Here is a 13,604-nt window from a genome sequence, read left to right as displayed (position 1 = left end):
GCGTCGGGTCAGGCCCGTTGGGGGACGACGGCCACCGGGCACTCGGCGTGATGCAGCAGGGCGTGGGCGACCCTGCCGAGCTGCAGACCTACATGGCCATGGCGCCTGCGCGCACCCACGACCACCAGGTCGGCGTCGGAGGAGGCGTCCAGCAGGACCTTGTGGGCGGGGCCTTCGACAGCCTGACGATGCACTTCTGCCTGCGGGTGATTGCGTACGGCGTCGCGCAGCGCGTCGGTGAGGAGGGCGGAGGCGCGCTCCTCGTGGGCACCGGCGGCATCGTCGGCGATCAGGGGATGGTTCACGTGTTCATGGGCGGGGCGGCGCCAGGCCCGTACGGCGTGCAGGGCGCAGCCGCGCGTCTCGGCCTCGCGGAAGGCGAACCGCACGGCGGCCGAGCCCTCCGTGGAGTCGCCGAGGCCGACAACTACCCGGCCGAAGGAGCCCTGCCGGTTCGGCTCACCGCCCCGGACCACGATCACCGGACACACGGCACGGGCGGCCACCGCCAGGCTGACCGATCCCAGCACCATCCCCGCGATTTCACCGCGGCCGCGGGAGCCCGTGACCAGGGCGAAGGATTCATGAGCTGCGTGCAGGAGTGCGGACACGGCGTCGTCGGGCAGTACGTCGCTCGAGACCTTCACCTCCGGGTTGCGCAGCCGGGCTCGTTCCGCGCAGGACGCGGCGATGTGCTGGGCCATGACCTCTTCGGCTGGACGGCCAGTACTGAAGGACGGCCGGCCTCCCTCGTACCGCTCCCACAAAGAGGCGTAGACGAGCCGCAGAGACAGCCCGCGGCGCGCGGCCTCGTCCACCGCCCAGTCGACGGCGTCCAGGCTGGAATCCGATCCGTCGACTCCCACGACCAGCGGGAGGTCCATGGTCACTACCACCTTCCTGCCCGGCCACTGCCTTGAAGAAGCCCTTGTGAATACCGTCGCACCGCATGGGTTCCGTCGCGACACATGGACGCTCTCGAAAAGGGACGTCGGCCCAGGTTGCACTGCGGCGATTTGCGACGATCGTGGAGTCATGCGGTCGGATAAAGAACGAGGTTCCATTCCTCGCATCGCCGCCACGGCCGTCGCATCGGCCTGATACGAGCGGGTTTCCGCTTCGAGGTCATGGTGAAGGGAAGACGATCGTGGTTGCCAGGACCGGCGTCTTCGGCGCCCTGACCAAGGAACATCACGAACAGCTCATGCCCCTCGCTCGCGAGGTGTCGTTCGCGACCGACGAGCGCATCTTCAACGAGGGCGGCAAAGCCGACCGCTTCTGGATCATCCACACGGGGACCGTCGCCCTCGACGTACATGTGCCCGGCCGCCGCGCAGCGGTCATCGAGACCCTCGGTGCCGGGGAGCTGCTGGGCTGGTCCTGGCTGATCCCTCCCCGCTACGTGCCTACGAGTTCGACGCGGCTGCGGTACGTGAGCTGTGCGGGAACGACCCAGGGCTGGATCACGCGCTGTTGACCTACGTCGCCGGCGTGATCGCGGGTCGGCTCAGGTCCTCCCGGGTGCGGCTGCTCGACCTGTACGCACCCCACGGCGCCGGCGAGGTGCCCTGACAAGGCCAGACGAGGAGGATTGCGGTGCCTGAGACGGGGCGTGTCATCGGTGTCGTCTCCGAGGCCGACCTGCTGCCCAAGGAGGAGTTCCGCGACAGCGACCCGAGCCTCTTCGAGCAACGCCGGCGCCTGTCCGACGTCGCCAAGGCCGGGGCGGTGACGGCGGAGGAGCTCATGAGCACCCCCGCGATCACGGTCCACCCCGACGCCACCCTGGCACAGGCGGCCAGGATCATGGCCGTTCGGCACGTCAAGCGGCTGCCCGTGGTCGACGACATCGGCATGCTCCGCAGGAGGTGGAGCGGCACACCGTGCCGAACGGCTTCGTCGGCGGCCCAGTCAACCGCCTCCAGGCTCGCCACGAACCCGTCGACGCCGACCACCAGGGGAATCGTCACCGGCCCCTGTCTTTTCTCGTCCGGACCCCGCACCTCCGGCCCCCTTCTCCGGTCCGCATGCGCCGCGGAGGGGATTGCGGTACTCCTCGAATGAGAGAACCCGCCGCGCCCGGCGTGCCGACGACGTCCGGACCATCCACACCGTCGGACTCGTTCACCGTCATCCACCCGTCATTTCCAGCTTCGTACGAGACGGAGGACGCCGCCATGCAACAAGTCGTCACCGTGGGCCTGGACGGCTCACCGGAGAGTCTTGCCGCTGCCCGCTGGGCCGCCGACGAGGCCGAGAAGCGCAAGCTCACCCTCCGCCTGCTGCACGCCTGGCCACTGCTGGCACCGGAACCGACCCGCGTCCCCTCCGAAGTCGATCAGAACTACTGGGCGAAGCGTCTCGTCCACACCGCGCAGGCAGAACTCCAGGCACGTCACCCGGGCCTGTCCATCGTCGGGAACCTGGTCGCCGACGATGCCCAGAACGCCCTGCTCCAAGCGGCGTCGGAGTCCGACATGCTCGTGCTCGGTTCGCGGGGGCTGGAGCCCGTCGAGAGTTACTTCCTTGGCGACGTAAGCATGCCGGTCGTGGCACGGGCAGAGCGGCCGGTGGTACTGGTCCGTGCCCAGAGCGGCGGGGAAGGGGCAGCTTCGGCATCCGCAGGCCGTGTGGTCGTGGCCCTGAAACTGCACGGTTCGTCCGACGACCTGCTCGACTTCGCCTTTCACACCGCTGCCGCCAGAGGCGTTCCCCTCCAAGCCATCCACGGCCGAAGCGTGCCACTCCACGCACGCGTTCCCTGGGGCGTGGACCACAACGTCACCGAGGAGATCACGCGGGACGCGCTGAAGGAGCTGGGCAAGGCGCTCCGGCCCTGGCGCGAGAAGTACCCGCAGGTGGACGTGGCCGACGGCATCCGTCTCGAAAGCCCTGCCAAGGCGGTCGTACGGGCTGCCGAAGGCGGCGCGCTGCTCGTCGTCGGCCGACGCGGACACCGTCCGGGGCTGGCGCCCCACCTGGGTCCTGTGGCGCAGGCGGCCATTCATCACGGGCGCTGCCCCGTCGCCGTCGTTCCTCATGACTGAGCCCGGCCTCCGCGGGAGGTCAGTGGGATCGGTGCCCCGGGCCGACGCGTCCGTGCTCCGGTCCAGTGACCGGTACGGCGGCGAGCTCGGCGCCCCGCAGGCCGCGGCGTACTTCCTCGCCCAGTACGGCGAGTACTCCGGCGATCCCGCACCTCCGTCCCTGTGGCACCACTACGTCGCCTACCGCGCGTTCGTCCGCGCCAAGGTCTCCCTGATCCAGGCCCGCCAGGGCGCGCCAGGCGCGGAGGCCGCCTCGCGACGGCGCTGCGCCACCTGCGCACCTCCGCCGTCGGCCTGACGCTCGTCGGCGGGCTGCCCGGCAGTGGGAAGTCCACCCTCTCCGGAGCGCTGGCCGACCGGCTGGGGGTCACGCTGCTCAGCAGCGACCGTCTCCGCAAGGAGCTGGCGGGGATCCCGGCTGAGCAGTCCGCGGGGGCCGGCTACAGCGAGGGCCTTTACACGCCCGAGTGGACCGCCAGGACCTGCGCCGCTCTGCTCGACCGTGCGTCCGCCCTGCTGTCCTCCGGCGAGTTCGTCGTCCTGGATGCCACCTGGTCAGATGAGGCACAGCGCGAAGCGGCTCTGCGCATGGCCGAACGCACCAGCGCCGAGCTGGTGGCCCTGCACTGCCACGTGCCGGGCGACGTGTCAGCGGCCCGCCTGAGCACGCGCGCTCCCGCGCCCTCATCTGATCGCTGCTCGCGATGACGAGGACAGCGCGGTTGCCGTGCTGCGACTGGTGAACAGCCCCGGTCGCGGTCTGGTGGCCGTCCGCCCGGACGGGCATGTCAGCTTCCGCTGCGGGGCCGCCGACCCCGCCGGGCTGACCGGCTGGCTCTCCCTGATCGGCGCAGCGGCATCTTCACCCGTTCGGCCATGAACACCAGGCGACGGAGCCCCACCTACCTCCCCGCTACAAGAGTCCGATGAACCTCAGGAGTCAGCGGGCTGATGGTCCCGGTTGCCCAGGCGTCCTTCCAGAGCGACGGTGGAGAGAGGCGGCCGAGTCGGCCAGGGAGTGGATGACCATGCGAGCCCTCGTCTACCACGGCCCCGGACAGATCTCCTGGGACAGCGTCCCCGATCCGGCGATCGAGGACGCTGCCGACGCCGTCGTGCGCGTCGAGGCCACGACCATCTGCGGCACCGATCTGCACATCCTGCGCGGAGACCTGCCCGAGGTGAAGCCGGGGACGATCCTCGGTCACGAGGCCGTCGGCGAGGTCATGGAGGCCGGCAGCGACGTCCACGACCTGCGCCCCGGAGACCAGGTGATCGTGTCGTCCGTCTCGGCCTGCGGCCGCTGTCCGGCCTGCCGTGACACCTTGCGCGGACAATGCCGCGGGGGCGGTGGATGGATCCTTGGGAATCTGATCAACGGGACCCAAGCGGAGTTCGTACGGGTCCCCTTCGCCGACCACTCCACCCACCGACGGCCCTCCGCCCTCTCACTCAATGACGCGGTCCTGCTCGCCGAAGTCCTCCCCACCGCCTACGAGGTCGGCGTGCGGAACGGAGAGGTGGGCCCAGGAGACACCGTCGTCGTGGTGGGCGCGGGTCCCGTCGGTCTCGCCTGCGTCGTCGTCGCGCGGCTCTACTCGCCCCGCCGGATCATCGTGGTGGACGTGTCCTCCGCCCGGCTGGAAGCCGCCGCCCGTGTGGGGGCCGATGCCGCCGAACTACCCGGGACGATGATCGCCGAGCTGTCCGAGGGACCGGGTGCCGACCTGGTCATCGAGGCATCGGGTGAACCGGAAGGCTTCGTCCTGTGCACCCGCGCCGTCCGCGCGGGAGGGCACATCGCCAACATCAGCACGCACGGCAGGCCCGCGACCTTGCATCTCGAATCCCTGTGGCGCAAGAACGTGACGATCAGCACCGGCCAAGTGGACACCTACTCCACACCGTGGCTGATGGAGTTGGTGAGGTTCGGCCGCCTGCACGTCTCACAGCTGGTCACCCACACCTTCGGCCTCGATCGGGTGGAGGACGCCTACGAGGTGTTCTCCCACGGCACGACTTCCGGTGCGCTCAAGGTCGTACTGCACCGTGAGTGAAGGGCCCGGCCGACAGGAGTCCGGAAAGGCCGTTCGGTCCCTTTTCATGGGCCGTCCGGCCCTGGAACTCGCCGGCGAGCGGCAGTGCTATGGAAATGAGCCGAGGGCCACAGGAGACACGGCGAAGCGGAGCGATACCGCGCACCGTGCAATTCGGGCCCGCAAGAAGCGGGCGGCCCTCGGCTCCATGAACGCCGGCAGCGACCACCGCCGGCCCCCCCTCGGGCGCCCGTGCCCGCGGGCGTCCGGCGGAACTGCCCGGCGTCGAGGCGACCGTGCTGGAGCAGGGCGAAGACGGCCGGGCGCAGATCATCGGCGGTCGGTCACCAAGGTTCAACGCCCCGGAGTCGAGGGCGAGTTGGCGCTGCGGCCGGGCTGGCCGTCGATGTTCCGCGGCTATCTGCACGACAAGGAGCGCTACGACGCCGCGTTCGCCGACGGCTGGTATCCGACGGGTGACTTGGTCCGGCGGGACGCGGACGGCTGGTACTGGTTCGTGGGGCGCGCCGATGACGTCATCAAGTCGGCGGGGCATCTGATCGGCCCGTTCGAGGTGGAGAGCGCTGCGGCACACCATCCGCTCCCCCGCGAGCGGCCGCCGAGCGGGAGCCAGCACCCGACAGCACGTCACCCGCCCGGCACCGAACAATCCGTCGTTTCCGCAGGTCAACGGGCTCTTCCTCGCGGCTTCAGAGGCGTCGGCGGCAGCTCGGGGGCCGGCAGCGGAGCCCCGTCGTACCCCTTCACCTCCCCGAATCTCGACCCTTCCATCCAGTCCCGGCGAGCCTGTACGATCTCCTCCTGCGACCGTCCGATCCAGTTCCAGAACATGATGAGCTCCTCCTCGAACGGCTCGCCGCCCAGGAGCATCACTTCCGCGTCCGACTCCGCCCGCAGCGGCAGTTCCGTGCGGCCGCAGCCGAGGTAGAGCATGGAGCCCGGCAGGACCGGCACCCCGTCGACGTGGGCCTCGCCGGACATGGAGAGCACGGCGTACTCGTAGTCCGGCTCCACCGGGAGGCGGACGTCCGCGCCGCGGCTCAGGGCCAGGTCGGCGCCGACGATCGGGGTGTACGTCGTGCCGGGCGACGCCGCGCCGTCCAGTTCGCCGAGGATCATCGTGGCCCGCAGGCCCGGGGCCGTGACGACGGGCAGCTCGGCGTGGTGCTCGAAGCGCGGGTCGGTGTGGCGGTGGCCGTCCGGGAGCGCCACCCACAGCTGTGCGCCGTGCAGGAAGCGGGCGTGCGACCTGGGGCTCTCCTCGGAGTGGCTGATCGCCCGGCCGGACGTCATCAGGCCCAGCTCGCGGGGGCGGATCGTCTGGAGGCTGCCCGTGGAGTCGCGGTGCAGGACCTCGCCCTCGTGCAGCCAGCTCACCGTCTGCAGGCCCATGTGCGGGTGCGGGGGCACCTGCATGCCGGGCTCGTCGGCGATGTCGTCGGGCCCGTAGTGGTCGACGAAGCACCAGGCGCCGACCATGCGCCGGCCCAGGTTGGGCAGCAGCCGTCGGACCTCGGTGGACTCACCGAGTTTCACTCGCCGCGGGCTCAGGAGTTCACGTACCGGCTCCGCCACCACGAAGCCGCGCCCACCGCACACCGCCGGAGCCGGCTGCCGATCGAGATTGCTCATACCGCCCAACCTAGCCCGCCGGAGGCGTCGCGTCAGGCCTGGCCGCCCGGCCGGCGGCACCCCGGCGTGCCGCGGCGCCCCTGGGCCACAGTGCGGCGCCCGCGGACCACAGTGCCGCAGCCGCGGAGCATGTTGTGGAATGTTTAACCAACTCCGTCGGTTGCGGTACGGCGAAGGAGGTCACGAGTGGACACGACGTACTACGACCACGGAACGCCGGCGGAGCGCTGGGAGCGCGCGCTGATGTTCTTCGACGCCAAGGACTACGCCGCCGCGGCGCGCGTCCTGGGCGGACTGGTCGAGGAGGTGCCGGAGCAGACCGGACCGCGGCTGCTGCTGGCGCGCTCCTACTACCACTCTGCCCAACTGCGCCGCGCGGAGGCCGAGTTGCGCGTCCTCGTGGAGCGCGACCCGGTGGAGCACTACGCCCGGCTGATGCTCGGGCGGACCCTCCAGCGGCAGGGCCGGCACGAGGAGGCCGAGTCGCACATGCGCATCGCCTCCGCGCTCGCCGGTGACTTCGAGCGGCTGTAGGCCTTCTCCCGAAAGGTGCGATGCTGAGCGGCATGGGATCTGCGCGTGGGCCTGCTGTGCCACTGGCCGAGAAGGTGGCGGAACTCCTCGACGGCGGCGGCCCGTTGCCGATCGTGGCGGCCGGTGATCCGGTGCTGCGGCGCGGCACGGAGCCGTTCGACGGTCAGCTCGGTCCCGCGCTGCTCGCCCGCTTCGTGGCGGCGCTTCGCGCGACGATGCGCGCGGCGCCCGGCGTGGGTCTCGCGGCCCCGCAGGTCGGCGTGCCGTTGCGGATCGCGGTCGTCGAGGATCCGGCCCCGGTGCCGGAGGAGGTCCGGGTCGCCCGGGGGCGGGTGCCGCAGCCGTTCCGGGTGCTGGTCAATCCCTCGTACGAGCCCATCGGCACCGCACGTGCGGCGTTCTTCGAAGGATGTCTGAGCGTGCCGGGCTGGCAGGCCGTCGTGGCCCGGCACGACGCGGTGCGGCTGACCGGACAGGACGAGCACGGCCGCCCGCTGGACGAGGTGGTCACGGGCTGGCCCGCGCGGATCGTCCAGCACGAGACCGATCACCTCGACGGCGTGCTGTACCTGGACCGCGCAGAACTGCGCTCGCTCTCCTCCGCCGCGGCCATGACCGAGCGCTGGAACCGACCGACCCCCGAGGACGCGGCACGGGAGCTGGGCTTCGACCTCCCCGGCTGACCGATTCACCGGCGGACCGGCGGACCGCACCGGCTGACGCGACCCGTCACTGGTCCCGGTACGCCTCCAGCAGCCGCAGCCACACCTCGCTGATCGTCGGGTACGGCGGGACGGCGTGCCACAGGCGGCTCAGGGGGACCTCGCCGGCGACCGCGATCGTCGCCGAGTGGATGAGTTCGCCGACGCCGGGGCCGACGAACGTCACGCCGCGCACGATCTCGTCCTCCAGGTCGACGACCATGCGGGCGCGGCCCCGGTAGCCGTCGGCGTAGAGGCCGGCGCCGGCGACGGAGGAGAGGTCGACGTCGACGGCGCGTACCCGGTGGCCCGCCTGTTCCGCCTCGGCCAGGGACAGGCCGACGGCCGCGGCCTCCGGGTCGGTGAAGACCACCTGCGGTACGGCCGCGTGGTCGGCGGTGGCGGCGTGCGCGCCCCACGGCTCGGACTCCGGGACGGGCACGCCGGAGGCGCGCGCGGCGATGGCGGCGCCCGCGATGCGCGCCTGGTACTTGCCCTGGTGGGTGAGCAGGGCGCGGTGGTTGACGTCGCCGACCGCGTACAGCCAGTCGTGCCCGGTCACCCGGAGGCTGTCGTCGACCTCCAGCCAGGAGCCGGGGGCCAGGCCGACCGTCTCCAGGCCGATGTCGTCGGTGCGCGGGGCGCGGCCCGTCGCGAAGAGGATCTCGTCGGCCTCGATGCGGTCGCCGCCGTCGGTGACGACCACGACCGTGCCGTTCTCGCGGGTCACGGACTCCACGGACGTCCCGGTGCGGATGTCGGCGCCGGCTTCCGTGAGCGCCTCGGCGACCAGTTCGCCGGCGAAGGGCTCCATGCGGGGCAGCAGGCCCTTGCCGCGCACCAGGAGCGTGACGCGGGAGCCGAGGGCCTGCCAGGCCGTGGCCATCTCGGTGGCGACGACACCGCCGCCGACCACCACGAGCCGGCCGGGGGCGCTCTCGGCGCTGGTGGCCTCGCGGCTGGTCCACGGCCGTACGGCGTCCAGGCCCGGCAGGCCGGGCAGGGCGGCGCGGCTTCCGGTGCAGACGGCGACCGCGTGCCGGGCGGTCAGGACGCGCTCGGTGCCGTCCGGGCCGGTCACGGTGACGGTGCGGGGGCCGGTGAGCCGGCCGTGTCCGCGGTACAGGTCGGCGCCGATGCCGTCGATCCACTGGACCTGGCCGTCGTCACGCCAGTGGGAGGTGTAGTCGTCGCGGTGGGCGAGCACCGCCGCCGTGTCGAGGGGGCCCTGGACCGCCTGGCGCAGCCCGGGCACGCGGCTGGCGTCGGCGCGGGCGATGACCGGGCGCAGCAGGGCCTTGCTCGGCATGCAGGCCCAGTAGGAGCACTCGCCGCCGACCAGTTCGCTCTCGACGACCGCGGTGGACAGGCCGGCCGCGCGGGTGCGGTCGGCGACGTTCTCCCCCACGGGTCCGGCTCCGAGCACAACGACGTCGTACGCGATGGGTTCCGTTTCCGTCATGGGGCCCAGTCTGGTGGGTGGTGTGCGGCGTGGCCACACGGGTACGAGCGCCGAAGCGTGGGTGTCGGCGCGTGGAGACGCGCCGGCGCCGGCGCGTGGAATACCCGTTCGTCCGGCCGTGTTGTCCGGACGGCCAACCCCGGATACCAGGAAGAGGGATCACGCCATGAGCAGCACCGTGGAGCTCACCAAGGAGAACTTCGACCAGATGGTCACGGACAACGAGTTCGTCCTGATCGACTTCTGGGCGGACTGGTGCGGACCCTGCAAGCAGTTCGCGCCGGTCTACGACAAGGCTGCGGAGGAGAACCCCGACCTGGTCTTCGGCAAGGTGGACACCGAGGCGCAGCCGGAGCTGGCGGCGGCCTTCGGCATCCAGTCGATTCCGACGCTGATGATCGTCCGTGAGCAGGTGGCCGTGTTCGCGCAGCCCGGCGCGCTGCCCGAGGCCGCGCTGACGGACGTCATCGGGCAGGCCCGCAAGCTCGACATGGACGAGGTCCGCAAGGCGGTCGCCGAGCAGCAGGCCCAGGCGGCGCAGCAGGGCCAGGCCGAGCAGAACGGCCAGTAGGGGCCGGGAGGCAGGCACCCTTCTCTTTGCGGGGTCCCCCAGGGGGATCCGGGGTCTAGAACGGGTACGTCGCCACGTCGCCGCGCACCGTGGTCCAGCGCAGTTCGGTGAACGCCTCCAGGTTGGCGTCGCCGCCGAGGCGGGCTCCGGTGCCGGAGGCGGCGACCCCGCCGAACGGGGCCACGGCCTCGTCGTTGACGGTCTGGTCGTTGATGTGGACGATCCCGGTCGGGATGCGGTCCGCCAGGTCGAGTCCGCGGGCGGGGTCGCGGGTGACGATGCCGAGGGAGAGCCCGTAGGGGCTGCGCGCGGCGAGCGCGGCGGCCTCGTCGGCGCTGTCGAAGGGCCGTACGGGTGCGACGGGCCCGAACACCTCCTCCGCGTAGGCGGGGGTGTCGTCGTCGACGCCCGCGAGGACCGTGGGCCGGTAGAACAGCCGGTCGTGCCTGCCTCCGGCGGCCAGTTTCACGCCCGCCGCGGTGCTGGACTCGACCAGGCCGTGCACCTTGCCGAGCTGCTTGTCGTCGATGAGCGGGCCGAGGTGGACCTGCTCGCGGTGCGGGTCGCCGACGGCCATCGCGTCGGCCTTGGCGGCGAGCCGCTCGACGTACTCCTCGTACAGGGAGCGGTGGACGAGGTGCCGCCCGGTCGTCATGCAGATCTGTCCCTGGTGGAAGAACGAGCCCCAGGCGGCCGTGGAGATCACCGCGTCGAGGTCGGCGTCCTCCAGGACGACCAGGGCGGAGTTGCCGCCCAGTTCCAGGTGGGCGCGCTTGAGGTGGCGTCCGGCGGCCTCGCCGATCGCGCGGCCCGCCGCGGTGGACCCGGTGAAGGAGACGACGCGTACGCGCGGGTCGGCGACCAGGGCCTGGCCCACGTCGGGGCCGCCCGGCAGGACGTGCAGCAGCCCTTCGGGCAGGCCGGCCGCCTCGAACACCGCGGCCAGTGACAGGCCTCCGCAGACCGCCGTGCGCGGGTCGGGCTTGAGGACGACCGCGTTGCCCAGGGCGAGGGCCGGGGCGACGGAGCGGATGGACAGGATCAGCGGCGCGTTGAACGGGGCGATCACTCCGGCGACGCCGACCGGGACCCGCCGGGTGTACGACAGCCGGGGCGCCTCGCTGGGCAGCGTCTGGCCGGTGGGGCGGGAGACGAGCGCGGCGGCCTCGTAGCACTCCTGGGCGGCCGCGTGCAGTTCGAAGCCGGCCTTGCCGGGGACCGAGCCGGACTCGCGGACCAGCCACTCGCGCAGTTCGTCGGCGTGCTCGGCGACCAGGTCACCGGCGCGGCGCAGCACCCCGGCGCGGACGAAGTGCGGGGCGCGCGCCCACGCGCGCTGCGCTTCGGCGGCGGCCCCGGTGGCCGTGCCGACGTCGGCGGAGGTGGCGAGCGTGACGGTGGCGAGCGTGTCGCCGGTGGCGGGCTCGGTGACCGCGTAGTCGTCTCCCGCGAAGGGGGACCGCCAGGTGTTCGGGTCGAGCAGCGGCATGGGGGCGCTCCGATCCACCGTCTTGGTCGGTCTCGTGCGTCTCGCGCGTCCGGGTCTCTCCTGTTTCCGTGCGTCTCGTGGGAGTACGAGTGGCCCGTTGCGCGCGTTCCAGACACCGACGGGAGCGCGGGGCGTCTCAGGTGGAGTCGCGGTGGACCACCGACGCGCCGAGGACCTTGTGCCGCTCGGGGGCCGTCGACGGGTCGCGGACGGCGCGGTCGACCAGTTCGGCGAGGTCGCGGCCGGACGGCAGCTCGATGTGGACGGTGCTCAGCCGCGGCCGCAGCAGCCTGCCCAGCATCAGGTCGTCGGCGCCGATCACGGCCGTCTCGTCGGGGACGGCGACGCCCTCGTCCTGGAGGGCGCGCATCAGCAGCATCGCGTACTCGTCGTTGTACGCGAACACCGCGTCGAGGCCCAGGTCGCGCCAGTGGGCGGCGAGGCGGGCCGCGGATTCCTCGTCGTGGTCGAGGGGCAGTTCGGTGACCGTGGCGTCGGTGCCGCGCAGGGCGTTGCGCACACCGGCGAGGCGCGGCGCGGAGAACAGCTCCAGGCCGGGTTCGCCGGGCACGACGACGCCTACGCGGCGCCTGCCGCGCTCGTACAGGTGGCGGGCGGCGCACTCGCCGACGGCCTCGTGGTCCATCAGCAGCGCGTGCGCGCCCTCGACGGGCTCGGGGCCGAGGGTGACGACGGCACGGGCGCCGGAGCGCTTGAGGACGGCGACGCCCCGCGCGCCGAGTCCGGAGCCGGGCACGAGGACGGCGACCGGCCTGAGTTCCGCCCAGGCGCGGGCGGCCTCGTCGTCGTGGGGTCCGGCCGTGCCGTACTGGACGACGGTGTAGTCGAGACGGCTGAGCGCCGACTGGAGTTCGGCGATGAACCGGGTGTAGAGCGGCCCGACGGGGAAGTCCGGGGCGGGCATCAGGACCATGCGGCTGTGGCCGGCGCGCAGGCTGCGGGCGGCGGCGTGCGGGACGTAGCCGAGTTCCCGCGCGGCGGCGTGGACGCGGCGGCGGGTGGGTTCGCTGATGCGTACGGCGCTGGTGTTGTTGAGGACGTAGGAGACGGTCGCGCGGGACACGCCGGCCAGCCGGGCGACATCGGCGCTCGTGGGCACGGAGCGCGGCGGTGCGGGCGACGCGGGGGCGGGCGAGTTCGGTATCTGCACCATGACGTACCGCATCTTGGCAGAAGCGGGGGCGGGAGGTGCGGGCGGGTGCGGCGCGGGCCGCCTCAGCGCTCGGGCGTGCTCTCTTCGGGGTGCTTGGCCGTGTGCTCTTCGGAGTGCTTCGCCGTGGTCCCCCCGGGATGTCCGGCCGTGCTCGCCGTGGGGCCGGTTCGCGTCACCCGCGCCACCAGGTCGAGCCACGCCGCCTCCAGCCTCTCCAGCGGCATGCCGCACTGCTCGGTGAGGTGGTGGACCAGTGCCGGGTCCACCGCGCTCATGAGCGTGTGCGCGAGCAGTTCGGCGTCGCCGTCCGGGACCGCCTCGCGCAGCAGCAGGGCGACGTGGCCGCGCAGGAAGCGGCGGGGGGCCGCGGTGTACCTGCGGTCCGGAGTCGGTTCGGCGGCGAGTTGCAGGTCCAGTTCGTCGACCGTGCGGCGCAGCAGGGCGCGGCCGAAGGCGCGCAGGCGCTCGACGGCGGGCGCGCCCGGGCCGAGGGGCGGAGGGCCGCTGAGCAGCGCGGCCTGGAACTTCTTCTCCGAGTGGTCCAGCAGGGCCATGAGCAGGCCGGTGCGGTCGCCGAAGCGGCGGAAGACCGTGCCCTTGCCGACCGAGGCCGCCGCTGCCACGCCCTCCATCGTGAGGCAGTTCGCGCCGTGCTCGGCCACCAGGCGCTCGGCCGCCTCCAGCAGCCGGGCCCGGTTGCGGGCGGCGTCGGCGCGCAGACACGGCTCCTCGGGCTGCGGGAACGAGAGCGGGGCGGCGGCCATGAAGCCAGGGTAAAGCATCGGGAAGAAAACTGGACCCCGGTCCGTTTAGGGTGCTACAACGGAAGCGGACCTCGGTCCGGATTATTGCGGCGGTGTTTCGGGGCGTTGGTCCCCGCCGCCCGTGCAGGTCTTTTCCAGTCGTTCGTCACGACGGTTTTCTCAGCCTCAGGGAG

The 13,604-nt window shown here is 72.3% G+C and carries 11 protein-coding genes and 3 pseudogenes; 8 read left to right on the top strand and 6 right to left on the bottom strand.

What is annotated here, in order from left to right; translation table 11 throughout:
* Positions 1-8: 8 nt before the first annotated feature.
* Positions 9-884 carry a universal stress protein gene (locus tag ACZ7D7_RS17505; protein ID WP_470825236.1) on the bottom strand — a complete coding sequence of 292 codons (876 nt, stop codon included), beginning with the start codon at positions 882-884 and terminating at the stop codon, positions 9-11.
* A gap of 320 nt (positions 885-1,204) precedes the next feature.
* Here ACZ7D7_RS17505 and ACZ7D7_RS17500 point away from each other — a divergent pair.
* The 5 genes and pseudogenes from ACZ7D7_RS17500 to ACZ7D7_RS17480 all read left to right on the top strand — a co-directional run bounded on the left by ACZ7D7_RS17500 (position 1,205) and on the right by ACZ7D7_RS17480 (position 5,104).
* Positions 1,205-1,572, top strand: a pseudogene (locus ACZ7D7_RS17500) (Crp/Fnr family transcriptional regulator).
* Positions 1,573-1,608: 36 nt separating this feature from the next.
* Positions 1,609-1,863, top strand: a pseudogene (locus tag ACZ7D7_RS17495) (CBS domain-containing protein); the annotation flags it as partial.
* A gap of 314 nt (positions 1,864-2,177) precedes the next feature.
* Positions 2,178-3,047: a universal stress protein gene (locus ACZ7D7_RS17490; RefSeq protein ID WP_470825234.1), complete on the top strand. Its 870-nt coding sequence runs from the start codon at positions 2,178-2,180 to the stop codon at positions 3,045-3,047.
* Between the two features lie 82 nt (positions 3,048-3,129).
* Positions 3,130-3,734: pseudogene (locus ACZ7D7_RS17485) on the top strand (P-loop nucleotide/nucleoside kinase family protein); the annotation flags it as partial.
* A 341-nt stretch (positions 3,735-4,075) separates the two neighbouring features.
* Complete coding sequence (locus tag ACZ7D7_RS17480) at positions 4,076-5,104, top strand: alcohol dehydrogenase catalytic domain-containing protein (protein ID WP_470825357.1); 1,029 nt, start codon at positions 4,076-4,078, stop codon at positions 5,102-5,104.
* A 666-nt stretch (positions 5,105-5,770) separates the two neighbouring features.
* On the opposite strand, the gene ACZ7D7_RS17475 is transcribed toward ACZ7D7_RS17480, so the two are convergent.
* On the bottom strand, positions 5,771-6,736 hold the full coding sequence (locus ACZ7D7_RS17475) for a pirin family protein (RefSeq protein ID WP_470825232.1): 966 nt from the start codon (positions 6,734-6,736) through the stop codon (positions 5,771-5,773).
* Positions 6,737-6,922: 186 nt separating this feature from the next.
* On the opposite strand from ACZ7D7_RS17475, the gene ACZ7D7_RS17470 reads away from it, so the two are divergent.
* Complete coding sequence (locus tag ACZ7D7_RS17470) at positions 6,923-7,270, top strand: tetratricopeptide repeat protein (protein WP_470825231.1); 348 nt, start codon at positions 6,923-6,925, stop codon at positions 7,268-7,270.
* Positions 7,271-7,302: 32 nt separating this feature from the next.
* Positions 7,303-7,953, top strand: a complete 651-nt coding sequence (locus ACZ7D7_RS17465; RefSeq protein ID WP_470825230.1) for a peptide deformylase — start codon at positions 7,303-7,305, stop codon at positions 7,951-7,953.
* Positions 7,954-7,999: 46 nt separating this feature from the next.
* Here ACZ7D7_RS17465 and ACZ7D7_RS17460 read toward each other — a convergent pair whose 3' ends face one another.
* Positions 8,000-9,433, bottom strand: coding sequence for a dihydrolipoyl dehydrogenase family protein (locus ACZ7D7_RS17460; RefSeq protein WP_470825229.1), 1,434 nt, complete (start codon positions 9,431-9,433; stop codon positions 8,000-8,002).
* A 166-nt stretch (positions 9,434-9,599) separates the two neighbouring features.
* Here ACZ7D7_RS17460 and trxA point away from each other — a divergent pair, with 166 nt between their 5' ends.
* Positions 9,600-10,004, top strand: a complete 405-nt coding sequence (gene trxA / locus ACZ7D7_RS17455) for a thioredoxin (protein WP_470825228.1) — start codon at positions 9,600-9,602, stop codon at positions 10,002-10,004.
* A gap of 55 nt (positions 10,005-10,059) precedes the next feature.
* On the opposite strand, the gene ACZ7D7_RS17450 is transcribed toward trxA, so the two are convergent.
* The 3 genes from ACZ7D7_RS17450 to ACZ7D7_RS17440 all read right to left on the bottom strand — a co-directional run bounded on the left by ACZ7D7_RS17450 (position 10,060) and on the right by ACZ7D7_RS17440 (position 13,431).
* Positions 10,060-11,493, bottom strand: a complete 1,434-nt coding sequence (locus tag ACZ7D7_RS17450) for a benzaldehyde dehydrogenase (protein WP_470825226.1) — start codon at positions 11,491-11,493, stop codon at positions 10,060-10,062.
* 136 nt (positions 11,494-11,629) lie between these two features.
* Complete coding sequence (locus ACZ7D7_RS17445) at positions 11,630-12,667, bottom strand: LacI family DNA-binding transcriptional regulator (RefSeq protein WP_470825225.1); 1,038 nt, start codon at positions 12,665-12,667, stop codon at positions 11,630-11,632.
* A gap of 62 nt (positions 12,668-12,729) precedes the next feature.
* Entirely contained in the window at positions 12,730-13,431 is a 702-nt protein-coding gene (locus ACZ7D7_RS17440) for a TetR/AcrR family transcriptional regulator (RefSeq protein ID WP_470825224.1), read from the bottom strand.
* Between the last annotated feature and the right edge of the window lie 173 nt (positions 13,432-13,604).

It is taken from the genome of Streptomyces sp. NPDC037054 (assembly GCF_055606745.1).
The sequence above is the reverse complement of the archived record's forward strand: the minus strand, read 5'-3'. Positions and strand labels throughout refer to the sequence as shown.

Bases quoted from the DNA above. Each gene is read 5' to 3' on its own strand.
- ACZ7D7_RS17505 (WP_470825236.1), bottom strand. From the start codon at position 884: ATGGACCTCCCGCTGGTCGTGGGAGTCGACGGATCGGATTCCAGCCTG.
- ACZ7D7_RS17490 (WP_470825234.1), top strand. From the start codon at position 2,178: ATGCAACAAGTCGTCACCGTGGGCCTGGACGGCTCACCGGAGAGTCTT.
- ACZ7D7_RS17480 (WP_470825357.1), top strand. From the start codon at position 4,076: ATGCGAGCCCTCGTCTACCACGGCCCCGGACAGATCTCCTGGGACAGC.
- ACZ7D7_RS17475 (WP_470825232.1), bottom strand. From the start codon at position 6,736: ATGAGCAATCTCGATCGGCAGCCGGCTCCGGCGGTGTGCGGTGGGCGC.
- ACZ7D7_RS17465 (WP_470825230.1), top strand. From the start codon at position 7,303: ATGGGATCTGCGCGTGGGCCTGCTGTGCCACTGGCCGAGAAGGTGGCG.
- ACZ7D7_RS17460 (WP_470825229.1), bottom strand. From the start codon at position 9,433: ATGACGGAAACGGAACCCATCGCGTACGACGTCGTTGTGCTCGGAGCC.
- trxA (WP_470825228.1), top strand. From the start codon at position 9,600: ATGAGCAGCACCGTGGAGCTCACCAAGGAGAACTTCGACCAGATGGTC.
- ACZ7D7_RS17450 (WP_470825226.1), bottom strand. From the start codon at position 11,493: ATGCCGCTGCTCGACCCGAACACCTGGCGGTCCCCCTTCGCGGGAGAC.
- ACZ7D7_RS17445 (WP_470825225.1), bottom strand. From the start codon at position 12,667: ATGGTGCAGATACCGAACTCGCCCGCCCCCGCGTCGCCCGCACCGCCG.
- ACZ7D7_RS17440 (WP_470825224.1), bottom strand. From the start codon at position 13,431: ATGGCCGCCGCCCCGCTCTCGTTCCCGCAGCCCGAGGAGCCGTGTCTG.